This window comes from Streptomyces wuyuanensis (genome assembly GCF_900103455.1).
In the GTDB taxonomy this organism is placed as follows: domain Bacteria; phylum Actinomycetota; class Actinomycetes; order Streptomycetales; family Streptomycetaceae; genus Streptomyces; species Streptomyces wuyuanensis.
Map to the genome: position 1 here is coordinate 276,461 of NZ_FNHI01000003.1, position 23,449 is coordinate 299,909.

The window sequence follows — 23,449 nt, forward strand, 5'->3', positions numbered from 1 at the left end:
GTCATCCGGAGCAGCAAGACACCCCGTTGGGATCCGGGACGGGGCGGCGGTCGCGTGTCGCCTTGCCGTGGCCGGTGTTCCGGCGCTGCGGCGGCCGTGGCGCCGGACGCGGGCCGGTCGGCCGCCGGTATGCCGGGCCGCGGACGGCGTCGCCTCACCACAGACCCGCCTGCCGTTCCGGCGGCCGTGGCGCCGGACGCGGGCAGGCGCCGGTCCGGCGCGGACTGCGGGTCAGGACCGCTCGGGCGGCTCCGGTTTGCGTCCGACGTGCTCTCCCGGCGTCGCCAGCTCCTCGACCGCGTCCGCGGCCACGACCGCGCCGGTGGACTTCCTGCCCTGCCGCAGCCGGCTCTCCAGCCGCGCCGCGAACGAGGTGAGCGCGAAGTTCAGCACGATGAAGATCACGGCGACGACGGTGAAGCCGGCGATGGTGTTCGCGCCGTAGTTGGCGCTCATCGGCCGCACCGACGCCAGCAGCTCGGAGAAGCCGAGCATCGCACCGCCCAGCGCGGTGTCCTTCACGATGACCACCATCTGGCTGACGATCGCCGGGAGCATTGCCGTCACCGCCTGCGGGAGCAGCACGTACCGCATCGTCTGGCCCTTGCGCATGCCGATCGCCCGGGCCGCGTCCGACTGGCCCAGGGGCAGCGCCAGGATCCCGGCGCGGACGATCTCGGCGAGCACGGAGGAGTTGTAGAGCACCAGGCCCGTCACCACGGCGTACAGCGGCCGGTTGTCGGGGCTGATGTCGGAGAACGCGGCGTAGGCCGCGTTGGCGAACAGCATCAGGATCAGCACCGGGATGGCGCGGAAGAACTCCACCACCGTGCCCGCCGCGCCGCGCACCCACGAGTGGTCCGACAGCCGGGCGATGCCGAGGACCGCGCCGAGCGGCAGTGCGATGACGAGCGAGAGGGCGGCGGCGATGAGGGTGTTCTCGAGCCCCGGCAGCAGATAGGTCGTCCACACCCGGGAGTCGGTGACGAACGGTGCCCATTTGGACCATTCCAGCTGGCCCTTGTCGGCGAGGCCCAAGAGGACCCACCAGGCCAGGGCCCCGAGGACGACCAGGAAGCCCAGCGTGTACAGGATGTTGCGCCGTTTGGCCCGGGGCCCCGGGATGTCGTACAGGACGGAGCTCATCGCTTCACCGCCACCTTCTTGCCGACCCGGCCGAGGAAGAGGCCGGTGGGGAGGGTGAGGACGATGAATCCGGCCGCGAAGACGGCCGAGATGAGGATGAGCTGCGCCTCGTTCTCGATCATCTCCCGCATCAGCAGGGCGGCCTCGGGCACGCCGATGGCCGCGGCCACCGTGGTGTTCTTGGTCAGGGCGATCAGCACGTTCGCGAGCGGGCCGACCACCGAGCGGAAGGCCTGGGGGAGGACGACGAGCGTGAGCACCTGGATGAAGCTCAGCCCGAGGGCGCGCGCCGCCTCCACCTGGCCCAACGGCACGGTGTTGATGCCGGACCGCAGTGCCTCGCAGACGAACGCGGACGTGTAGGCGATCAGCCCGAGCACGGCGAGCCGGAAGTTGATCACATCGAAGGTGTCGGCTCCGAGACTGACGCCGAGGGTCTGGAAGAGTCCGAGCGACGTAAAGACGATGATCACGGTGAGCGGGATGTTCCGGACCACGTTGACGTAACCGGTGCCGAATCCGCGCATCACGGGTACCGGGCTGACCCGCATCGCGGCCAGCACGGTGCCCCAGACCAGCGAGCCGATCGCGGACCAGACGGTGAGCTGGATGGTCGTCCAGAACGCACCCAGCACGTCGTAACCCTGAAGGAAGTCGAACACGGTTGCGCCTCTGTGACGTGGGCTCAGTGGGCTCAGTGGTGTCAGCCGGTGTCAGCCGGTGTCAGCCGGAGAAGACGCCGATCCGCGGCGGAGGTTCGCTGCGGTAGCCGGCCGGTCCGAAGTTGGCCTCGACGGCCTTCTTCCAGGATCCGTCCTGGACCATCTTCTCGAGTGCTGCGTTGACCTTGTTCCTGAGTTCGGTGTCGCCCTTCTTCACACCGATCCCGTACAACTCGTCGCTCAGCTTGAAGCCGCCGAGCCGGAACTTGCCCTTGAACTGGTCCTGCGCGGCGTAGCCGGCGAGAATCGCGTCGTCGGTCGTCAGGGCGTCGATCGTCTTGTTCTCGAGACCGGTCAGGCATTCGGAGTAGCCGCCGTACTCCTGCAGCTGCGCCTGCGGCGCGATCTTCGTCTTGACGTTCTGCGCCGAGGTGGAGCCGGTGACCGAGCAGAGCTTCTTGTTGTTCAGGTCGGACGGCTTGGCGATGGACCGGTCGTCGGCCCGGACGAGGACGTCCTGGTGCGCCAGGAAGTACGGCCCGGCGAAGTCGACCTTCTTGCGCCGCTCGTCGTTGATCGAGTACGAGGCGGCGATGAAGTCGACGTCGCCGCGCTGGAGCAGCGTCTCCCGGTCGGCGCTCTTGGCCTCCTTGAACACGATGTCGTCGGAGACGTAACCGAGCTGCCGGGCGACGTACCGGGCCACGTCGACGTCGAACCCCTCGTACTTGCCGTCCGGCGTCTTCAGGCCGACGCCGGGCTGGTCGAACTTGATTCCGACGGTGATCTTCTTCCCGTCGTCGGAACCGCCGCCGCCGTCGTCGGAACCGCAGGCCGTGGCGGCGAGGGCGAGCGCGAGTACCGCGGCGGCCGCGGCGGAGACCTTGCGAGGCTTCATGGTGATCATCCCTGGGGATCGCTGGGTGGTGCGTGGTCCCGGGGCGGCGCACGGGTGCGACGCGGGCGCCGGGGCCTCAGTGGTGGAGGATCTTCGAGAGGAAGTCCTTGGCGCGGTCGGTACGGGGGTTGGTGAAGAACTCGTCGGGGGTGGTCTCCTCCACGATCCTGCCGTCGGCCATGAACACCACGCGGTTGGCGGCCGAACGGGCGAATCCCATCTCATGGGTGACGACGACCATGGTCATCCCGTCCCTGGCGAGCTGCCGCATGACCTCCAGCACCTCGTTGATCATTTCCGGGTCGAGGGCGGAGGTCGGCTCGTCGAACAGCATGATCTTCGGGTCCATGGCGAGGGCCCTGGCGATCGCCACCCGCTGCTGCTGGCCGCCGGACAGCTGGGCGGGGTACTTGGCGGCCTGCGTCCCCACACCCACCCGGTCCAGGAGGGTGCGAGCCCGCTCCTCTGCGCTCTTCCTGTCCTTCCCGCGGACCTTGATCTGGCCGAGGGTCACGTTCTGCAGGACGGTCTTGTGCGCGAAGAGGTTGAAGGACTGGAAGACCATGCCGACGTCGGCGCGCAGCCGGGCGAGTTCCCGGCCTTCCGCGGGCAGCGGCCTGCCGTCGATGGCGATCTCGCCGGAGTCGATGGTCTCCAGGCGGTTGATGGCGCGGCAGAGCGTGGACTTGCCCCCGCCGGAGGGGCCGATCACGACGACGACCTCACCGCGGTCGACGGTCAGATCGATGTCCCGCAGGACGTGCAGCGGGCCGAAGTGCTTGTCGACGTGGTGCAGCTCGACCAGCGCACGGCTGTTCATGCCCGGGGTGAAGGGTTCCTTGCTCACGGCCGCTCCGCTCATCGGCTTCATCGTCCGCCCACTTCGGCCGGGCCGCACTCCGGGGAACGCGGTGCCGGCGCGGCCCGGTCCGCCGGTTCCCGGGCGCCGCGGACGGGTCTCCCCGGCGCGGAACAGGCCATTGTCACCCTCCCGCTGAGTGACGCTCCGCGCACGGTGCGCGACCGGATGCGGAGGGCGGGGGCACCGGCAGTGTCCGGCGCATATGCGCCCAGGCGGACGCGGGGTACGGCCCCGGGGGCCTCCCGCATGATCACGGCGGTTTCGCGCCGGGGGGCACGCGCCCGGCTCGGAGCGGGGCAGACGCCGGCGCCGGCGCTCTCCTAGCCTCCCGGCCCATGCGCATCACACACCTGAGACGCCTCGCCCTGCCGGCCGCCCTCGCCACGGTCCTCGCCTGCCTGGGCACGGCGCAGCCGGCCGCGGCCGACACTCCTGACCTGGCCTTCACCGTCGACCAGCCGGTGACCACGCCCGGCTCGACCGTGTCGCTGACGATGACCCTGACCAACAACCAGTCCACGGACATCTGGTTCGTGTACCAGTCGGTCCAGCCGACGTGGGCGACGACCCAGCGCAAGGACCTCAAGTACAGCTTCGTGTCGTGCACCGCCCAGGGCGCCGCATGTTCGGGCACCGGCTCGACCGCCCTCGGCGTCAACTACGACATCCCCCTGGCCCCCGGCACCTCCCGGACGGTCACCCTGACCTACCAGCTCGCGGCCGACTCGGGCTGCAACGGCACCATCGGCTTCTACTCGTACCTCTACTACGAGTACGAGAACGGCCAGCGCACCAAGGACGGCATCCACAACACGCCGGAGACCAGGGTGGCCTGCGCGCCCGCGGAGCCCGCAGCCTCCTGACAGCCCTGACATTCCGGCGCCCCCGCCGGACCTCCCCGACCTCCCCGGAACACCGCGGCGGCCGCCGGACGCACTCGCGCCGGCGGCCGCCGTCCGCCGTGCGGGGACTCCTCCGTCCGGCGGCACCCGGCCGATGCACACGTACGTACCGCTGGCCGAAAACGCTCATCACCAGCTGCCGGCGTCTTGTCCGTCCCTCCGGCGGCTGCAAGCGTTTACCCTCCATGCCCGCCCGGCTTCCCGACGTGCCGGCCACTCGCACCGACCGACGACTCCCGTATGGCACCTGCGCTTTTCCGTCAATTTTCACCGTAGGCGCACAGAACCCACACGTAGCCTCCACTATGTCTCGGGACAGGGCACAACGGCACGGCGTTCCGGGGGGAGCCGCCGCGCCGTTGTGCCGGGGGGTCAGGGGGAGGGACACCACCGCATGAAGCGGATCCGCGTCCGGCGGACCATACGGACGACCGCGCTCGCCGCGGGAGCGCTCATCATCTCGCTGGGCGGCCTGCCTGCGGCGCCGGTACAGGCGGCAGAGCCGGCGCCGAGGATCGACCTCCGGGTGCTGGTCGTCTCCGACGGGGGCCCGGCGACGGCGGCGATCGCCGCGGAACTCGACGGCGCAGGCACCCCGTACACCGTGGTCGACCTCGCGGACGCGGGCCGGCCCGTCATCGACGCGGCCTTCCTCGCGGACGAGGTCGACGGCCGGCCCCGCGCCAGGTTCCAGGCCGTGGTGCTGCCCAACGACAATCCGTTCCCCGCGGGTTCGCCGGAGATGGCGGCCCTGACGGCGTACGAGCGGACCTATGCGATCCCGCAGGTCGACGCCTACACCTACGCCCAGCCGCAGGCGGGGCTGGAGTACCCGGTGAACGGCGGGTACGCGGGGCCCGTGGACGGCATCACCGCGCAGGTGACCGCGGCCGGCAAGGCCGGCCCCTTCGGCTATCTCGACGGCGCCTTCGACTTCGAGGACAACGACCCGTCCGTCGACGAGAGCTGGGGCTTCCTCTCCCGGCCGCGGGCGGGCGCCGACTTCACCACCTACGTCGACGCGCCCCTCCCCGGTGGCACCACCCGGGGCTCGCTCGTCGGGGAGTACCGGCACGACGGCCGCCGCGAACTCGTCGTCACCTTCGTGGCCAACCGGCACCAGCAGCAGTTCAGACTGCTCGCCCGGGGGATCGTCGACTGGATGACGCAGGGGACGCGCCTGGGCACCTCGCGCAACTGGTTCTCGGTCCACGTCGACGACGTCTTCGCGAGCGACGACCGCTGGGACACCGAACTCAACTGCACACCGGGGGACGTCGACTGCCTGCCCGGTCAGGGCACACCGAACCCGATCCGGATGACGCCCGACGACGTCGGACGGGCGGTCGAGTGGTCGCGGTCCCGGAACTTCACACTCGACCTCGCGTACAACGGCGGCGGCAGCGTGGAGTACCGGGAGGAGCACGGCGGTTCCGATCCGCTGGCGGACCGGCTGACCGGGGACCGCGAGGCGTTCCGCTGGATCAACCACACCTACGACCACCCGTACCTCGGCTGCGAGCAGGACGTGAGCGTCGTTCCGTGGAAGTGCGCCACGAACGCGGACGGCAGCGTCCGCTACGTCGGGCGGGACGAGATATCCCGGCAGATCGCGGACAACCGGCAGTGGGCCGACCGGGCCGGACTGCCGCTGGAGAGCGGCGAGTTGGTCACCGGGGAGCACTCCGGCCTGAAGCTGCAGCCGCAGCAGCCCGAGGACAATCCCCACCTCGCCCCGGCGCTCGCCGACAACGGCGTCACCTGGCTCGCCTCGGACAACTCCCGTGACCCGGTGCAGCGGCAGGTCGGTCCCGCCCTCACCGTCTCGCGCCACCCGATGAACGTGTTCTACAACGTGGGCCGGGCCGCCGAGCAGGTGGACGAGTACAACTGGATCTACACCAGCAGGGCGCAGGGCGGCAGCGGCATCTGCGAGGGCTCGGCCACGACCACCTGTCTCGACGCACCGCTCGACCCCGCGACGGGCTACGCGGACCACATCGTGCCCCTCGAGGCACAGATCGCCATGGGCCATGTCCTGGCCAACGACCCCCGGCCGCACTTCATCCACCAGTCGAACCTGGCCGAGGACCGCATCGCGTACCCGGTCCTGGACCGGATCCTCGACCAGTACTCGGCGCTGTACGCGGACGACACCCCGCTGGTGAACCCGAGGATGAAGGACGTCGGGACCGAGCTGCGCGAACGGGCCGCATGGGACCGCGCGGTGAAGGACGGTCAGGTCGCCGCCCACCGGATCGGCGACACGGTCACGATCACCGCTCCGCCCGGTACCGCCGTCCGCGCCACCATGCCGGCGGGTACCACCCGGGCGCTCGCGGACGGGCCGGCGGCCTTCGGGGAACCGTACGCGGGCACCGTCTCCGGCAGCGTGGCGGCCGGCCCCGGCCAGGACGGCGTGACCCTCTCGCTTCCGTCCGCCCCTTCGGCGGGGAGCCCTTCAGCCGGCCCGGCCCGGGCGACGTCCCCGGCTCCCGGCGGGCCGGTGCCCGCGGGCGCCGCACGGCCCGTGCCCCCCGGCGTCGAGCGCTGACCCGACCCGACGGCCGCACCAGCTCGCCGCGAGGCCGCGGGTTCCGGACACCGCACACCGTGCACGACCGCGCGGTACGTCCCCGCCGGGACGCCCCGGAACCCGCCACAGCCTCGCGCCCTCCTGCCGTGGAGCTCATCCATGCACGTTTCGCCTCGTGCGCCGCGCCGAGACGCGGCACGCGTCACCCTGCTCACCGAAGGCACCTACCCGCACAGTCACGGCGGCGTCAGTGTCTGGTGCGACCAGCTCGTCGGCGGCATGCCCGACATCGACTTCGACATCATCGCGGTGACCGGCACCGGACGGGAGCCCGTGGTGTGGGAGCTGCCCCCGCACGTGGCCGAGCCGGTCACGGTGCCCATGTGGGGCCCCGCGCCCGCCGGTTCACCGCCGCGCGGCCGGCGTGAACGCCGGCTGATGGCCGCGTACGAACGGTTCCTCACCGCGCTGGTGGACCCGGCCGCCGAGGACGGCTTCTCCCCCGCCCTGTACGAACTGGCGCACGCCGCCCGCGACGGTGTCCTCGGGCCGGCGCTCCGCGGGGACCGCGCCCTGCGCGTCCTGACCGCCGTGTGGAACCGCCCGGGTCTGACCGTCCGGGAGGCGCGGCCCAGTCTCCACGACGCCGTCACCGCGACCGCGCTGCTGGAGCACGCGCTGCGTCCGCTCGCGGCCCGGCCGCCGGAGCGCGGAGTGGCGCACGCGGTCAGCGGCGGTGTGGCGGTACTGCCGGGCCTGGCCGCCCTGGAACTCCACGGGGTCCCCCTGCTGCTGACCGAGCACGGGGTCTATCTGCGCGAACGCTATCTCGGGTACCGGACGGCGCCGTACCGCTGGCCGGTCAAGGCGGTGCTGCTCGGCTTCTTCCGGCTGCTGGCCGAGGAGAGCTACCGCCGTGCGGCCCTCATCACACCGGGCAACCGCTACAACCGGCTGTGGGAGGAGCAGGGCGGCGCCGATCCACGGCTCATCCGCACCGTCTACAACGGGGTCGACCCGTCCGCCTTTCCGCCGGCCGGCCCGGAACCGGAGGGGCCGACACTGAGCTGGGCGGGGCGCGTGGACCCCATCAAGGACCTGGAGACCCTGATCCGGGCGTTCGCCGAGGTCCGCGGGGCTCTCCCGGACGCCACCCTGCGGCTGTTCGGCGGCACACCGCGCGGCGGCGAGGCATACCGGGAGCGGTGCCAGGCACTTGCGGCATCGCTCGGCCACGGCGACGCCGTCACCTTCGAGGGCCGGGTCGACGACATCAGGGACGCCTACGCCGCGGGCAACGTCGTGATGCTCTCCAGCATCAGCGAGGGGTTCCCCTTCACCCTGATCGAGGCGATGTCGTGCGGCAGGGCCACCGTCTCCACCGACGTCGGCGGCGTCCGGGAGGCGGTCGGCGACGCCGGACTGGTCGTCCCTCCCCGCGATCCCGGAGCCATGGCGGCGGCCGCGCTGGAGCTGCTGGCCGATCCCCCGCGCCGGGCGGCGATGGGTGAGGCCGCGAGGCTGCGGGTGATCGACCAGTTCACGCTCCGTCAGACCATCGACACCTTCAGGGCCGTCTATCTGGAGCTCTCCGTCCGCGGGGTACGGCTCGCCGACCCCTGGGCCACGCCCCTCAGCGACGAGGCACCCCTGGGGAGTGTGGCCGGATGAGCGGGCCCATGGCACTCGAACCCGACGGCGGACAGGGCGACACCCTGGCGCTGCGGCTGGCCGCTCCCGACGCCACGCTGTCGCTGCGGCTGCCGCGACGCAGACGGACGCCGGACGATCCGGTGGACGTCCTCGCCGCCGAACTCGCCGACCGCATCGGGCCCGCGGTGCACGCCTACGAGGTGGCGGCCCTGCTGGAGTCCGAGGGCCTGACGGGCGAGCAGATCCAGGAGCGTTACGGACGGCCCGACCTGTTCTCGCTCGCCGCCGATCTGTACGGGAGGGTGCCCCGCAGCTTCCCCGAGCCTCCCCCGGGGCCTGACCCCTGGGCACCCGACCACGTCCGGTGCGCCCTGCGCGGGGCGCTGTTCGCCCTGCCGGGGCTGGCCTATCTGCTGACCGGCGGACTGTGGCACTCGCCCAGGGGGGTGTACGCCGTGGTGGCCGCGGGTCTGCTGTCCTGGGCGTGGGGCCAGGCGCTCAGCCACCGGGCGTATCTGCGGCTGGCCTCGGGAGCTCGCGAGGCGGGCCGGACCCTGCTCGTGGGCGCTCCCTCGGGTGCGCTGCTCGCCACGGCGGCGGCGCTGGCCGTGGCCGGCCCCGGGCCCGCCGCGCTGTTCGGCGCCGGGCAGTCGCTGTACCTCGCGGCGGCCGGAGTGCTCCTGGTCCGCGGCGGGGAACGGCTGCTGCTCCTCACGCTCGCGCCCCTGGCCGCCGGCGCGGCGGCGCTGCCGTGGTGGGACCCGGGTCCGCTGCCGCGGATCGTGCTGCCGGTACTGGCCGTGGTGTCGGCGGTCGCCGTGGCCGGCCGCGAGATCCGGCGGATGCTCGATGCTGACCCGCCGTCCGGCGCGACCCGGCCGCCGCTGCTCGCCTCGCTGCCGTACGGGCTGTTCGGGCTGGCCGCGGGCACGCTGGTGATCTCGCTGGGCCGGCGCGAGCCCTGGGCCGTGGTCGTGCTGACGGTCAGCATGGGGCCCGCCGAATGGCTGCTGTACCGCTACCGGGGACTGTCCGTGGCGGCGCTGCGGGCCTCGACGGACGAGACCGGGTTCCGGCTGCGGTCGGCCCGGACGCTGGCGCTGTGTCTGGGCGGCTATCTGCTGCCGCTCGTCCCGGCGGCGCTGCTCACCGGTGCCGGGCCGGCGCCCCTGCTGACCCTCGCGGCACTGCTGTGGACCGCGCTGCTGCTCCAGGCGTTCGGCCGGGCCTGGCTCCCGGCCGGGGCCACGCTCACGGCGGCCGCCGGGGTGGCCGCGGTCACGCTGCTCGGCGGGCCACCGGGCACCCTGGCGCTGCCGATCTGCTGCGGCAGCGCCGCCGGGGTGCTCGTGATCGGCGTCCTGTGGTGTCTGGGCCGGCCGACCGCGCACTCCTGACCCCCGCCGTCCGCCGCCGTGCCTGGCGGCGACCGTCCCGGCGAACCCGCCGGGTGCGGACCTCGGCGTCCGGACCGCTTCCGTCCACCACTCGCACACCACCGCTCCGACACCACGACTCGTACACCACCGCTCGTGCGGGACCGCTCGCACTCCACCACCCGCACCACATCGCCCGTCCGGCGAACCGCCCCGAAAGGAAAGACAGTTGACAACAGCACCGCTCGCCGCCGTCACCGGAGCCGAGGGCTTCATCGGCTCCCATCTGACCGAGGCGCTCGTCGCCTCGGGACACCGGGTCCGCGCGATGGCGCAGTACAACTCGTTCTCCTCCTACGGCTGGCTGGAGACCCTGCCGAAGGACGTCCTCGACCAGGTCGAGATCGTGCTCGGCGACGTCCGTGACCCGGGATCGGTCCGCGGGCTCGCCGAAGGAGCCGACGCCGTCTACCACTTGGCGGCGCTGATCGCGATTCCCTACTCCTACCGCGCCCCGCACAGCTACGTGGACACCAACGTCACGGGCACGCTCAATGTGCTGGAGGCCGTGCGGGCACTGGAGACCCCGCGGCTGGTGCACACCTCCACCAGCGAGACGTACGGGACCGCGCAGTCCGTGCCGATCACCGAGGACCATCCCATCAACACCCAGTCCCCTTACGCGGCTTCGAAGGCCGGCGGGGACCGGCTGGCCGACAGCTACCACGCCAGCTTCGGCACCCCCGTGGTCACCCTGCGGCCCTTCAACACCTTCGGACCCCGCCAGTCGATGCGGGCCGTCATCCCGACCGTCATCGGGCAGGTCGCGGCCGGGGAGCGCACGATCACCCTCGGCGACCTGCGGCCGACGCGCGACTTCACCTACGTCGCGGACACGGCCGCGGCATTCCTGGCCGTCGGAACGGCACCGGCCGAGGCGGTCGTGGGCAGGACCCTCAACGCCGGTACCGGCGGCGAGATCTCCGTCGGGGACCTGGTGCGGCTGGTCGGCAAGGTGATGGACACCGACCTCGACGTCCGGGAGGACGAGCAGCGCATCCGGCCCGCGAACTCCGAGGTGATGCGGCTGGTCGCGGACGCGACCCGGCTGCGGGAGGCGACCGGCTGGGCTCCGGCCCTCGACCTGGAGCAGGGACTGGCACGGACGGTGGAGTTCTTCCGCGACCCAGCCAACCTCGCCCGCTACAAGACCGGCATCTACAACATCTGACCCGGCGGACGACGACCGCCGTACTCACAGGGGGCTACCGTGCACGCAGTGATTCTCGCCGGAGGCAAGGGCATCCGGCTGCGCCCGTACACCACCGCGCTGCCCAAGCCGCTCGTCCCGATCGGCGACCGGCACGCGATCCTGGAGATCGTGCTGCGCCAGCTGGCGGCGAGCGGCTTCACGAGCTGCACCATCGCCGTCGGCCATCTCGGCCACATCATCCGCGCCTACGTCGGCAGCGGTTCCCGATGGGGCATGAGCATCGACTACGCGACCGAGGAGAACCCGCTGGGCACCATGGGCCCGCTGCTGACGATGCGGGACCGGCTGCCGGAGTCGTTCCTCGTCATGAACGGGGACATCCTCACCGACCTCGACTTCGCCGACGTCCTGGGACGGCACCGCGTGAGCGGGTCGGCGCTGACGATCGCGACGTACGCGCGCAAGGTGCACATCGACTTCGGCGTGCTGACCACGGACGCCGGGAAGGTGGTCGGCTTCGCCGAGAAGCCGTCGATGGACTACCGCGTATCGATGGGCGTGTACGGGCTGTCCCGCGACACGCTCGACGGTTACACCGCCGGGCTGCCGCTCGGCTTCGACGAACTCGTGCTCGACCTGCTGAAGGCCGGTGACCCGCCGCAGGCCTACGAGTTCGACGGCTACTGGCTCGACATCGGCCGGCCGGACGACTACGACCGGGCCAACGCCGAATTCACCACCCACCAGTCACTGCTGCTCAAGGGAGCCTGAACACCCCATGCGCATCCTCGTCCTGGGCCACACCGGGTACCTGGGCCGCCATGTCGCCGAACAGCTCAGCGCGCTGGGGGGCGTGCGACTGTTCGGCGGCGGCCGGTCCCCGGACGCCGACCTCCGCGTGGACCTCGCCACGGCCGACACGGGGCGGCTGGCCGAGAACCTCGCGGACCTCTCCCCCGACGCGGTGGTCAACTGCGCCGGGTCGCTCGGCGCCGATCCGGTGACCGACGCCGAGGTCAACGCCCGCGGCCCGGCGGTGCTCTGCGCGGCGCTGCGCGAGGCCGCGCCGACGGCCCGGCTGGTGCACCTCGGTTCGGCGGCCGAGTACGGGGCGGGCGAGCCGGGCGTGCCGGTGACGGAGGACGCGCCGACCCGGCCGGTGGCGTCGTACGGCGCCACCAAGCTGGCCGGGACGGTGGCCGTCGCCTCGTCGGGCCTCGACGCGGTGGTGCTGCGCGTGGGCAACCCGGTCGGGCCGGGCGCCGCGCCGATGAGCCTGCCGGGCGGCACCGCCCTGCGGCTGCGCCGGGCGGGAGGTGACCGGGACGCGGTCGTGCGATTCGGCGATCTGTCCGCCCATCGCGACTTCGTCGACGTGCGCGACCTGGCCCGGGCGGTCGCGCTGGCGGCGACCGCGTCCGGGCCGCTGCCGCGCGTCCTCAACATCGGCGGCGGCCGCGCCGTTCGCATCCGGGAGCTGGTGCAGGGGCTGGTGGCCGTGGCGGGGTTCCGGGGGCGTGTCGACGAGGCGGGCATCGGCTCGGCGCGTTCCGCGGGCGTGCCCTGGCAGTGCTCCGACATCACGGCGGCGCGGGACGCCCTCGGCTGGGAGCCGCGGTTCACCCTGACGGACTCCCTCACCGCGCTGTGGGCGTCGCTCGGTGCCCCCGGGGAAGCGGACCCGGTGGCATGAGTCTGCTCGTCCCGCTCTATGTGCACCCCGCGGCGGACCCGGAGGCCTGGCGGCTGGTCACGGCCGCCGGGAACCGGGTCCACGGGGTGGTGCTGAACCCGGCCGACGGCCCCGGGTCGGCGCCCGATCCCGCGTTCGTGTCGGCCGCCCGCGCCCTGCGGGCGGCCGGCACGCGCATCCTCGGCTATGTCGACCTGGACTACGGGGTGCGCCCCGATTCGGCGGTGACCGGCGATCTGGACCGCCATCGCGAGTGGTACGACGCCGACGGCTGCTTCTTCGACCAGGTTCCTGCCGACCGGTCGGCGCTGCCCGGCTGCCGCCGTCTCGTCCGAGCCGCGCGACAGCGGGGCGCAGCCACCGTCGTGCTGAACCACGGGGTGCACCCCGCGCCGGGATATGCCCGGATCGCCGACCTGCTGGTGACCTTCGAGGGCCCCTGGTCGGTCTACCTCTCGTCGTTCACCCGTCCCCGCTGGACGTCCCGTCATCCTCCGGAGCGGTTCTGCCACCTGGTGTACGAGGTGCCGACGGCCCTGGCCGGCGTCGCGGGCCGGGCGGCCGGGGAGCGCGGGGCTGCGGTGTCCTGCGCGGTCACCGGTTCGCTGCCCAATCCCTGGGGCGCACCGCCGCCCGTCCTGTACGGGGAGGAGACCCCTTGAACCGCCGCCGAGTCCCCCGGCTGTGCCTGCTGTTCGCGGCGCTGCTGGTGGCGGGGTGCTCCGGCGGCGCCCCGCCCGAACCGGACGGGGGCCGCTGGCAGCCACGGCCCGGTACGGCGTGGCAGTGGCAGCTCGACGGCCGCGCGGACCCGTCCGCCGCCGACGTGCCCGTGTACGACGTCGACGGCTTCGAGAACGGCGCGGACGACGTCGCACGGCTGCACCGGGACGGGCGCAGGGTCATCTGCTACATCAACGCGGGGGCCTGGGAGCGTTTCCGTCCCGACCAGGCGGACTTCCCGGTCTCCGTGCGCGGCCGGCCGAACGGCTGGGACGGCGAGCGGTGGCTCGACATCCGACGGCTGGACGTGCTGCGCCCCCTGATGGAGAAGCGCTTCGACATGTGCCGGGAGAAGGGCTTCGACGCGGTCGAACCCGATCTGCTGGACGCCCATCTGAACGACACCGGTTTCCCGCTGACCGCCGCGCACCAGCTCGCCTACAACCGGATGATCGCCCGTATCGCCCACGACCGCGGGTTGTCCGTCGGGCTGAAGAACGATCTGCCCCAGGTGGCGGAGCTGGTCGGGGACTTCGACTTCGCGGTCAACGAGGAGTGCGCCCAGTACGGCGAGTGCGCGAAGCTCACTCCCTTCATCGCCGCGGGCAAGGCCGTCTTCCACGTCGAATACGCCCTGCCGAACCGGGACTTCTGCGCCGAGTCCCGGAGGCTGGGGCTCTCCTCCATGCGCAAGCGGCTGGAGCTGGACGCATGGCGGCGGCCGTGCTGAGCGGGCAGATTCAGGCCCGAGGGCTCAGGAATCGCCTCAGTTTCGCCAGAGGCCAGGTGTTGACGATGTCGTCCTTGGTGAGCCAGCCGCGCTGCGCCGTCCCCACCCCGTACCTCATGTAGGGCAGATGTGTGGTGGAGTGGGCGTCCGAGTCGATCGCGAAGAGCACTCCGTGGCGCTTGGCCCGCAGGATGTCCTCGTCGCCGAGGTCGAGCCGCTCGGGGTGGGCGTTGATCTCCAGTGCCGTGCCGGTGCGGGCGCAGGCGGCGAACACGGCGTCGAAGTCGGCGTCGATCGGGGGCCGTTTGCCGATCCTGCGGGTGGTGGGGTGGCCGATGACGGAGACGTACGGGTTCTCGCAGGCGCGGACGAGGCGGCGGGTGAGCGCCTCCCTGCTCTGGTTGAAGTGGGAGTGGATCGAGGCCACGCAGATGTCGAAGCCCGCGAGGAAGTCGCCCGGCCAGTCCACGTCGCCGTCGGGCCCGATGTTGAGCTCCGTGCCGTGCAGCAGTCTCATGCCCTTGTGCGTGCGGTCGAGTTCGCGGACCCGGTCCCGCTGGGCGAGCATCTTCTCCTTCGTCATGCGCTGCATGGCGAGATCCGGGGCGTGGTCGGTCACCGCGTAGTAGGAGTATCCGCGCGCGGCCGCGGCGGCGACCATCTCCTCGAGCGGGGCCAGACCGTCGGTGAGGTCGGTGTGGGTGTGCAGATCGCCGCGGATGTCGTCCTCGGCCACCGGCACGGGCAGTTCGCCGCGGAGCGCTGCCGCGATCTCGCCCCGGTCCTCGCGCAGGGTCGGGGGGATCCAGGGCAGCCCGATGCGTTCGTAGATCTCCTCCTCGGTCGAGGAGACGATCCTCTCGCCGGTCTCCGCGTCGAAGAGCCCGTACTCGGACAGCTTGAGCCCCTGGCGCACGGCGATCTCGCGGGTGCGGATGTTGTGCGCCTTGGCGCCGGTGAAGTACTGCAGTCCCGCGCCCCAGGAGTCGGGCGGCAGCACCCGCAGATCGATCTGGAGCCCCTTGGTGGTGCGGACGGACGTCTTCTTGGCACCGTGGGCGATGACCTCGGCGGTGTGCGGAAGGGCGGCGAGCGCATCCATGAAGGGGGCCGAGGAGTCCGCGGCGACCAGGATGTCGATGTCGCCGATGGTCTCGCGCATCCGGCGGAGCGATCCGGCGTAGGCGCACTTCCGGCAGCCCTCGATGCCCGACAGCTCGGCGACGATCTGCTCGGCCGCGTCCATGGCGGCGTTGAGGAGGATCCGGGTGCCGGCCTTCTGCATGAGCGCGATGCCGTGCAGGATGTTGGCCTCCGTCTTCTCGCCGAAGCCCTTCAGATCGCGCAGCCGCTCCTCGTGGACCGCGTCGAGAAGCTGGTCCACGTTGGAGATGCCCAGCTCCTCGTACAGGACCATGGCCTTCTTCGGCCCGAGCATGGGGATGGTGATGAGCTCCCGCACGCCGGCGGGGACGGACTGCCGCCGTTCCTCCACGGCGGAGATCTGCCCGGACGTCAGATACTCCACGATCTTGTCGGCGATGGACTTGCCGACGTTGGGGATCTCGCGCAGTCCCTTGGGGTCGAGGGTGGCCACGTCGGCGTGGTACCCGCCGATCGCGCGGGCGGCCTTCTCGTACGAGCGGGCCCTGAAGGCATCTCCCCCGGTGATGGCGATGAGGTCGGCGTACTCCTGGAGGATCGCCTCGATCTCGTCGTTGGCCCTGGCCATGGATCCAGCGTCACACGGCGGACGGACGTGCGCCGTGCGGGGACCCGGCCTCCGGAGCCGCCCGGGGGCGGAGTCTCACGGGGGCCTCCCTGAGGAGGTGCCGGGCTCAGGACGTCCCGGTGTTCACGGGGCGCCCGGAGGTCCCCGGGTGGCCGCAGGTTCCCGGGCCGCCGGCCCGGGCGCGGCCCCGTCGTCGTCCCAGGCCAGGAACTGGACGATCGCGAGGGCGAAGAGCAGGGCGAGGGCGAGTCCGACCACGACCCAGGCGGTGGGGTACGACCACAGGACGTACGCCAGCACCGCGCCGGCGACCAGCACCCAGGTGATCCACGTCCGGTACCGCCGCACCCAGGGGCCGACGGGCCCGGTGCGCAGGCCCGCCCGGTTCGCCGTGGCACGGGTGGCGGCGATGCCGGACGTCCACAGCTGCCGTACGAGACCGGCGTACCGGCCCGGCCCGGTGAGCCAGGCGGCGAGGGCGACGACGACCCCGAGCATCACGATGTTGCGGATGGTGGTGCGCAGGAATCGGACGAGGGCGTCGAACACGGACGTCGCGGCGGGCTGTGACACGCCCTTGGGCAGGGAGTCCAGATAGATCAGCCGGAAGACCGTCAGCCCCGCACCGAGCAGCGCGGTGGCGACCGCGACCCCGAGCGCGGCTGCCACCAGGGCCTTTCTGCGGTGGGCGGAGAGCAGCACCCCGGCGGCGATCAGGACGACGGCCACGATGGGCAGCCAGGTGCCCGCGAGCTGGAGCAGCCGGAACCCGGTCTTGACGCGACCGACTTCCTCGGACTGGAGGACGGTGAAGTCGGTGTGGATCTCGGGGATCTTCTCGGCGATGGTGAGCCCTTCGTTCACCAGCCGCTGCTTGACCTGCTCGATGACGGGCGCGAGGTCGATCTTGACGGCGTTGTCGGTGAGCTCGATGGCACCGCCCCCGCTGCCCGTGAGGGCCTTGTCGACCGCGGCGTGGATCCTTCGGTTCGCGTCGGTCCAGATCCGCTGGAAGGCCTCGGAGGCGACGATGTCCTGGGTCCGGGCCTGGACGAAGCTGCGGACGGCGTTCTCCAGGGCGCCGCCGAGCCGGCCGATCAGGGCGTCCAGCCGTGGCCGGTCTGCCGGGGCAACGTCCTCCAGCAGCGCGGGGAGGTCGATGTGCTCCATCACGACGTTGGTGACCCGGTTCGCGACGGCGGCCTGCACATCGGGGTCCGAGGCGAGGGGAGCGACGGTCGCCACGTAGCGGTCGGTGTCGCCGACCTCGCTCTTGGCCCAGGTGGCGACCGCGCTGAGCGGGGCGAGCACACAGCCGATCACGATCAGCACGGCGGCGAGGGCGGAGCGCATGCGGTGCCGGGGCGGCCGGGCCGGGGGCTGCTCCCGGGCTTCCAGGGCCGCGATACGGGCCCGCAGCTGCTCCAGGTCACGTCCCTCGGAGCCGGTGGTTCCGTCCGGCATGCGCACTCCTCGGCTGTCGGGCAGGCTGACATCAGCTGACCCCGGGGGCTGGGGGTGCGCGAGCCGGGAAGGGCCGGTCAGGTGAGTCCCGGCGTCCTGTGCGTTCCGGGCGCCGGGCGAGTTCCGGGCGGCGGCCGTCGGCGGCCGGTGCGGCGTGCCGTACGGAGCCGGCCGGATCCGCACGGCAGGCACCGGAGTGGTGTGCGGGGCCGTCGGGAGAGGCCTCGACGACGACCGGGCGGGAGTGCGGTCAGGAGGCGGTCCCGGCAGGGGGAAGGGCCTCGGTGAACTCGTCCGCGGTGACCACGGCGTGGGCGTAGGTGGGCGCGTTGACCTCGAACGTCGCCGTCATCTCCGCGGGCCGGAAGGCGGCGATGGCGTCCCGCACGAGCGTGACGTGGTAGCCGAGTTCCTGCGCGAAGCGCGCGGTGGTGTCGATACAGGTGTTGGCGCGCATGCCGATCAGCACGATCTTCGCGATGCGGTGCTGCTTCAGCAGGAGGTCGAGGTCGGTGTTGGCGAATCCGCTCGCGGACCAGTGCTCCTGCACCCGCAGTTCCCCGTCGAGGGGCTGGAAGTCGGGATGGAACTCACCGCCCCAGGAGCCCGCCTCGAAGATCCGGGCGCCGCGCGTCGCGGCCTGGGACGGGGACGGGAAGGCCCAGCCGTCGTAGTCGCCGGGAGCGGTCCGCCGGTGCGGGACGAACAGCGTGCGGATCCCGCGGGAGCGGGTGGCCGCGAGCACCTGCCGCATGTGGTCCAGCAGCCCGACCTGCTCGGCGACGGCCTTCGCGCGCGGCCACAGCTTCCCACCCTCGGAAAGAAAGTCGTTGTATGGGTCAACGACAAGAAGAGCGGTGCTGTCGCTTGCGTAGCCGTCGTCCATGGCGAACTCCCGTGTGCGTCCCCCGGTTCCGACCGTAGGCCGGAACCGGGAGGGGTGCACCACGAAGCCCGCTGCGGGCACCGCCGAACTGCGCCGACTTGCCCCCGCCACCGCGACGGCCATCGTGGAACTGTGGACGGAGACGACAAGCGGCGGGACTCGGCCATCCTCGATGCCCTGTTCACGCAGGCACCGCACGGCCTGTTCCTGTGTGACACCGAGCTGCGGGTCGTCCGGTTCAACAGCGCCGCGCCCGGGGTGCGCGGCATCCCTCCCGAGGACGTGCTGGGCAAGACCATCGCCGAACTCACCGAGGGCTTCACGGGCGACCCGATCGTCACCCTGGCGGAGGACGCACTGCGCACCGGGACGGTGGTCCGCGACCGCCTGATCAGGGGCAGACCCCTCGCCGATCCCGACCGGGACATGACGGTGTCCCTGTCGATCTTCAGACTGGAAGCGGCCGACGGGGAGATACTCGGTCTGGCCGCCATCGTCGAGGACGTCACGGAACGCGAGGCGGCCCTCGGCCGGCTGGACCTGCTCCACGAGGCCCGGCAGTCCATCGGCACGAGCCTCGACGCGTACCGCACGGCGGACGAGCTCGTGGACGTCCTCGTCCCCCGGCTCGCCGACGCGGCGGCGGTGGACCTGCTCGACGACGCGCTGCGCGGGCGTCCGCTGCGCCCCGGCCCCTTGCCTGCCGACACCCCGCTGCGCCGGGCCGCGTTCCGGTCCGTCCTCGGTCGTGACCAGGGGCCCCGGCTGGGCGAGCTCAACACCTTCGGCGCCCACACCCCGTACTCCCAGGTCCTGAACGACCTCACGCCGCGGCTCATCACCGACGTCGACGCGAACGACGCCTGGCTGGGCGCGGACCCCGAACGGGGCGGCCCGATCGTGTCCGCGGGCGTCCACTCCCTCGTGGTGATCCCGCTGATGCTGCGGGAGACGCTGCTGGGGGTGGCCGCCCTCTACCGCTTCGAACGTCCCGAGCTGTTCGACGACATGGACCTCGCCCTGTCGACGGAACTGGTGACCAAGGCCGCCCTGCACCTCAACAACGCCTGCAGTTTCGCCCGCGAGCGCAGCGTGGCGACGGCGCTGCAGCAGGGGCTGATGCCGGGACGTGCCCCCGAGCTGACCGCGGTGGACACGGCGTACGCCTATCTCCCCGAGGGCGCGGGCGGGGACTGGTACGACGTCATACCGCTGTCCGGGGCCAGGGTCGCACTGGTGGTGGGCGACGTCGCCGGTCACGGCATCGAGGCCGCCGCCACCATGGGCCAGCTCCGCACGGCCCTGCGGACGCTCGCCCTGCAGGACCTGGAACCGGGCGAGCTGCTCGACCAGCTCGACGAGACGGCCACCTTCCTCACCCGCACGCGGACGCCAGTCGGCCACGGCGACGAGGCGTCCTCGGACTACCTCGCCACCTGTGTCTGCGTCGTCTACGACCCCGTGTCCCGGCTCTGCACCGCCGCCCGTGCCGGTCATCCACTCCCCGTGGTGCTGGGGCCGGACGGCTCCACGATGGAGTTCGAGATACCCAACGGTCCCCCGTTGGGCGCGTCGGGCGGCGGCTACGCCTCCGCCACCGCCACACTTCCGGAGTCCACTCTGCTGGCGCTCTACACGAACGGCCTGGTGAGCACTCCAGGGCGGGACGCCGCGAACTCACGGGCCCGGCTCCAGCAGATCCTCGCCCAGCCCGAGGAGTCCCTCGGAAGGCTCTGCGACTCCGCGGTGTACGAGCTGCTGCCCCGCCGTCCCACCGACGACGCGGTGCTGCTGCTGGCCAGAACCCGCGCGCTGCCCGCGGACCGGGTCACCAGCTGGACCCTGCCCCGGGACGAGTCGGTCGTCGCCACGGCCCGCCGGCTGATCGAGCACCAGCTCCAGGCCTGGCACATGCCGGACACCGTCTTCACCACCGAACTGATCGTCAGCGAACTCGTGACCAACGCGATCCGCTACGGGCAGGGCCCGATCGAGCTGCGGGTGATCCTCGACCGCACCCTGATCTGCGAGGTCTCGGACGCCAGCAGCACCTCGCCGCACATGCGGCACGCCACCGCAACGGACGAAGGAGGCCGTGGACTGTTCATCGTCATGCAGCTCAGCGACCGATGGGGCACCAGGACCACCGGAGACGGCAAGACCATCTGGTCGGAACAGGTGATCCAGGGCGGTGCGGCCCGGTAGGGTCCACGCACACCACAGAGCCGCGGCATGCGCCGCCCTCCGTCCTGACTCGCCCAGAGGGTCCCGGGCGCGACAGCATGGAGGGAGGACGGCCCTCGGCGGCTGCCCGCGCGAGGAGGCGGAACAGACGGTGACCAGGCATCGCTTTGCGTTCTGCGGGGCTGAGCTGGCCGCTGTCTACGTCCTCGCCGGCGGGGGCCGCGAACTCCATCTGGCCGAGCTGACCGGCGACCGCCGGATGCTGTACGGCCTGCCGGCGATCATCGCCGTGGAGGGCCACTCCCCCGCCGCCGAGGCCTACCGGGCCGGCCGCCCGCTCTGGCTGAACCCGAAGGAACTGGCGGCCTACGTCGAGCTCGACCCCCACCATTTCCCGGGCCGCCGCGGGGAGGGTGCGGAGACGACGGCCCGGATCTCGCTCGGGGCGCTGCCGCTCGGCCGGGGCGCGAACGAACTGGGCTGTCTCATAGTCGCGGGCGAAGTCACCGACGGTTTCAGCCCCGACCGCCGCGCACTGCTGGAGCTCTACGCCGACCAGGTCGCCGCCGGTCTGGAATCGGCAGCCGCCCGGATACCCGGCCGCACACCGCCGCAGACGCACCTGGCCCAGGCCGCCCTGGTCCCCCTCCAGGGCGGAGCGTTCATCCTGGAGCTGAGCACCGGGCGCATGGAGGCCCACGCGTACGTCCTGGAGCTCCTCGGGATTCCCCCGGAGGAGTTCGACGGGCGGGTGGAAACCCTGCTGGCCAGCGCCGTCCCCGATGACATCCCGGCGCTGATGGAGATCGTCGAGCCGGGGCGGATGTCCGCAGCGACCGAGCAGCTGGCGTTCCGGATCCGCCGGCCCGGCGGAGAGCTGCGCTGGCTGGGTCTGCGCTGCCGGGTCGAGGTGGGCGCCGACGGCACACCGGAACGGGTGCTGGGCGTGGTGGCCGACGCCGCCTATCTGCGGCCCAGCGCCGACGAGGTCTCGGTGGTGCAGCGGCTGTCGGCCAAGCTGGCGGGGGCCGGCACCATCCGGGAGGTCAGCCGGCTGGTGGTGGCCTCGCTCCGCGGTCCGCTGGAGGCGAGCCGGGTCGCGGTCGCCGAGCGCGAGGGCGACCGGCTGGTGGTCACCATCCTGGACCCGCCGGAGCCCGACGCCTGGCCCTCGGTCTGGCGCTCCGAATGGCGCTCCGAATGGCCGGACCTCTCGATCCACGACATGCCCACGCTCGAGGGTGCGCTGCGCGAGGGGCATGTGAGCCTGTGGCCGGCGGGCGCGGACCTCGAGCCGGCGCTGGCGGAGATCGGGCGCGGCGGCCTCGCGGTGCTGCCGCTCCGGGCGGACGGACGGATGGTGGGGGTGTGTCTGGTGGGGTGGGACGAGGAGCACCGGTTCGACCCGGAGGAACGGTCGCTGCTGACCGCCGCCGCGGCCCTGGTGGGCCAGGCCCTGATGCGCGCCCACGCGCTGGACGCCGGGCACGAACTCGCCACCATGCTCCAGCGCAGCCTGCTGCCCAGGAAGCTTCCCGAGCTGCCCGGTGGTGAGGCCGTCGCCCGCTACCTCCCTGCCACGGCGGGGCTCGAGGTCGGCGGCGACTGGTACGACGTCATTCCGCTCGGCGACGGCCATGTGGCACTGGTCATCGGGGACGTCCAGGGGCACAGCGCGGGCGCCGCGACCATCATGGGGCAGATGCGCACGGCCGTCAGGGCGTACGCGGTGGAGGGGCACCCGCCGGACGTGGTGGTCGCCCGCGCCAATCGGCTGCTCGTCGGCATGGAGACCGATCTGTTCGCCACCTGCCTCTATGTGGACCTCGACATGGAGGAGGGCATCGCCCGGCTGGTGCGTGCCGGGCATCTGCATCCGGTGATCCGCCACCCCGACGGGAGCACCGAGGAGCTGATGGTCGAGGGCGGGCCCCCGCTCGGTGTTCTCGCCGACGAGGAGTACCCGATGACGGAGGCGGGCCTGGTGCCCGGCACCCTGCTGATGCTGCTGACGGACGGTCTGGTCGAGTCGGCGGCCCTCACCCTGGAGGAGGGCGTGCGCCGGGTGTGCGACACGCTCGCCACGGCCGACCCCGCCGACGCCGGGCGGGTGGCCGACGAGTTGGTCGTGGGTGTGAACCGGCGCGACGACGACGTGGCCCTGCTGCTGCTCCGCTACGACGGCACCCGGGTCCGGCCGATGCGGACCCACTGGACGGTGTGGCGGCTGCCCAACGCGGTCATGCACGCCCGGCGATTCACGGCGCGGACCCTGCGCTCCTGGGGCGCGGAGGAGGAGTTGGACGGGGCACTGCTGGTCGTGTCCGAACTCGTCACGAACGCCATCGCGCACACCCAGGGCGAGGTGCGGCTCGATCTCACGCTGTCCGCCGACCGGTTGCGGATCGCGGTGAACGACGCCTCTCCCCGCAGCCCCGTCAAGCCCGCCGACCAGGGCTGGGAGGCGACCGGCGGCCGCGGGCTGCTCATCGTCGAGGCCACGACGGCGTCGTGGGGAGCCGTGCCGCTCAGCGGCGGCAAGCAGGTGTGGGCGGAGATCCCCCTGGCACCGCGCGAGCGGCTGGCCAAGGCGCGCTGAGCCGGCGGCGGGGCGTGCCCCGGGGCCGTGCGGCGGATCGGGCGAAAGGGGGCAGGGACGGGCCCGCGCGATGTGGTGCGGCCCGGCCGTGCGGAAGGGAGACCGGCGGCGGCCGGGCACCGTACGGCGGTGGGCCGGCGCCCCTACCGGGACCGGTCGCCCGCCGCGGCGTCCACAGCGCTCCACTGCG

18 protein-coding genes are annotated in these 23,449 nt (G+C 72.4%); 11 read left to right on the forward strand and 7 right to left on the reverse strand.

The annotated features are described in order from the left end of the window. Positions 1–231: 231 nt before the first annotated feature. The 4 genes from BLT82_RS06700 to BLT82_RS06715 form a co-directional block, all read right to left on the reverse strand. The gene (locus tag BLT82_RS06700; protein WP_093652906.1) at positions 232–1,146 is read right to left on the reverse strand and encodes an amino acid ABC transporter permease; all 915 of its coding nucleotides are present in this window, start codon (positions 1,144–1,146) and stop codon (positions 232–234) included. Beyond that, complete coding sequence (locus BLT82_RS06705) at positions 1,143–1,808, reverse strand: amino acid ABC transporter permease (RefSeq protein WP_093652907.1); 666 nt, start codon at positions 1,806–1,808, stop codon at positions 1,143–1,145. The genes BLT82_RS06700 and BLT82_RS06705 overlap by 4 nt, the downstream gene beginning before the upstream one ends. A 61-nt stretch (positions 1,809–1,869) precedes the next feature. Further along, positions 1,870–2,706, reverse strand: coding sequence for a glutamate ABC transporter substrate-binding protein (locus BLT82_RS06710; RefSeq protein WP_093653011.1), 837 nt, complete (start codon positions 2,704–2,706; stop codon positions 1,870–1,872). A gap of 76 nt (positions 2,707–2,782) precedes the next feature. Next, positions 2,783–3,526: an amino acid ABC transporter ATP-binding protein gene (locus BLT82_RS06715; protein ID WP_093653012.1), complete on the reverse strand. Its 744-nt coding sequence runs from the start codon at positions 3,524–3,526 to the stop codon at positions 2,783–2,785. 377 nt (positions 3,527–3,903) lie between these two features. Here BLT82_RS06715 and BLT82_RS06720 point away from each other — a divergent pair, with 377 nt between their 5' ends. The 9 genes from BLT82_RS06720 (at position 3,904) to BLT82_RS06760 (ending at position 14,394) form a co-directional block, all read left to right on the forward strand. Then, a complete protein-coding gene (locus BLT82_RS06720; RefSeq protein WP_093652908.1) occupies positions 3,904–4,431 on the forward strand; it encodes a hypothetical protein in 528 nt (175 codons plus the stop codon). Between the two features lie 433 nt (positions 4,432–4,864). Further along, positions 4,865–7,024, forward strand: a complete 2,160-nt coding sequence (locus BLT82_RS06725; protein WP_093652909.1) for a hypothetical protein — start codon at positions 4,865–4,867, stop codon at positions 7,022–7,024. Between the two features lie 141 nt (positions 7,025–7,165). After that, positions 7,166–8,677, forward strand: coding sequence for a GT4 family glycosyltransferase PelF (gene pelF / locus BLT82_RS06730; RefSeq protein WP_093652910.1), 1,512 nt, complete (start codon positions 7,166–7,168; stop codon positions 8,675–8,677). Positions 8,678–8,685: 8 nt separating this feature from the next. After that, on the forward strand, positions 8,686–10,056 hold the full coding sequence (locus tag BLT82_RS06735) for a hypothetical protein (RefSeq protein ID WP_244291863.1): 1,371 nt from the start codon (positions 8,686–8,688) through the stop codon (positions 10,054–10,056). Positions 10,057–10,264: 208 nt separating this feature from the next. Next, entirely contained in the window at positions 10,265–11,266 is a 1,002-nt protein-coding gene (locus BLT82_RS06740; protein ID WP_093652912.1) for a GDP-mannose 4,6-dehydratase, read from the forward strand. Between the two features lie 39 nt (positions 11,267–11,305). Then, entirely contained in the window at positions 11,306–12,019 is a 714-nt protein-coding gene (locus BLT82_RS06745) for a sugar phosphate nucleotidyltransferase (RefSeq protein ID WP_093652913.1), read from the forward strand. 7 nt (positions 12,020–12,026) lie between these two features. Then, positions 12,027–12,941, forward strand: a complete 915-nt coding sequence (locus tag BLT82_RS06750; protein WP_093652914.1) for an NAD-dependent epimerase/dehydratase family protein — start codon at positions 12,027–12,029, stop codon at positions 12,939–12,941. After that, entirely contained in the window at positions 12,938–13,603 is a 666-nt protein-coding gene (locus BLT82_RS06755) for a spherulation-specific family 4 protein (RefSeq protein ID WP_093652915.1), read from the forward strand. The genes BLT82_RS06750 and BLT82_RS06755 overlap by 4 nt, the downstream gene beginning before the upstream one ends. Then, positions 13,600–14,394: an endo alpha-1,4 polygalactosaminidase gene (locus BLT82_RS06760; RefSeq protein ID WP_093652916.1), complete on the forward strand. Its 795-nt coding sequence runs from the start codon at positions 13,600–13,602 to the stop codon at positions 14,392–14,394. Before BLT82_RS06755 ends, BLT82_RS06760 begins: the two co-directional genes overlap by 4 nt. Positions 14,395–14,404: 10 nt before the next feature. Here the strand turns inward: BLT82_RS06760 and polX are convergent, their stop codons facing one another. The 3 genes from polX to BLT82_RS06775 all read right to left on the reverse strand — a co-directional run bounded on the left by polX (position 14,405) and on the right by BLT82_RS06775 (position 18,476). After that, the gene (gene polX / locus BLT82_RS06765; RefSeq protein ID WP_093652917.1) at positions 14,405–16,126 is read right to left on the reverse strand and encodes a DNA polymerase/3'-5' exonuclease PolX; all 1,722 of its coding nucleotides are present in this window, start codon (positions 16,124–16,126) and stop codon (positions 14,405–14,407) included. Positions 16,127–16,249: 123 nt separating this feature from the next. After that, the gene (locus tag BLT82_RS06770) at positions 16,250–17,590 is read right to left on the reverse strand and encodes a hypothetical protein (protein ID WP_093652918.1); all 1,341 of its coding nucleotides are present in this window, start codon (positions 17,588–17,590) and stop codon (positions 16,250–16,252) included. 250 nt (positions 17,591–17,840) lie between these two features. Continuing rightward, positions 17,841–18,476 carry a cysteine hydrolase family protein gene (locus tag BLT82_RS06775; RefSeq protein ID WP_093652919.1) on the reverse strand — a complete coding sequence of 212 codons (636 nt, stop codon included), beginning with the start codon at positions 18,474–18,476 and terminating at the stop codon, positions 17,841–17,843. A 132-nt stretch (positions 18,477–18,608) separates the two neighbouring features. Between BLT82_RS06775 and BLT82_RS06780 the strand changes: the two genes are divergently transcribed. Beyond that, a complete protein-coding gene (locus tag BLT82_RS06780; protein ID WP_093652920.1) occupies positions 18,609–20,681 on the forward strand; it encodes an ATP-binding SpoIIE family protein phosphatase in 2,073 nt (690 codons plus the stop codon). Between the two features lie 130 nt (positions 20,682–20,811). Next, the gene (locus BLT82_RS06785; protein ID WP_093652921.1) at positions 20,812–23,259 is read left to right on the forward strand and encodes a SpoIIE family protein phosphatase; all 2,448 of its coding nucleotides are present in this window, start codon (positions 20,812–20,814) and stop codon (positions 23,257–23,259) included. The last annotated feature ends 190 nt before the right edge of the window (positions 23,260–23,449 follow it).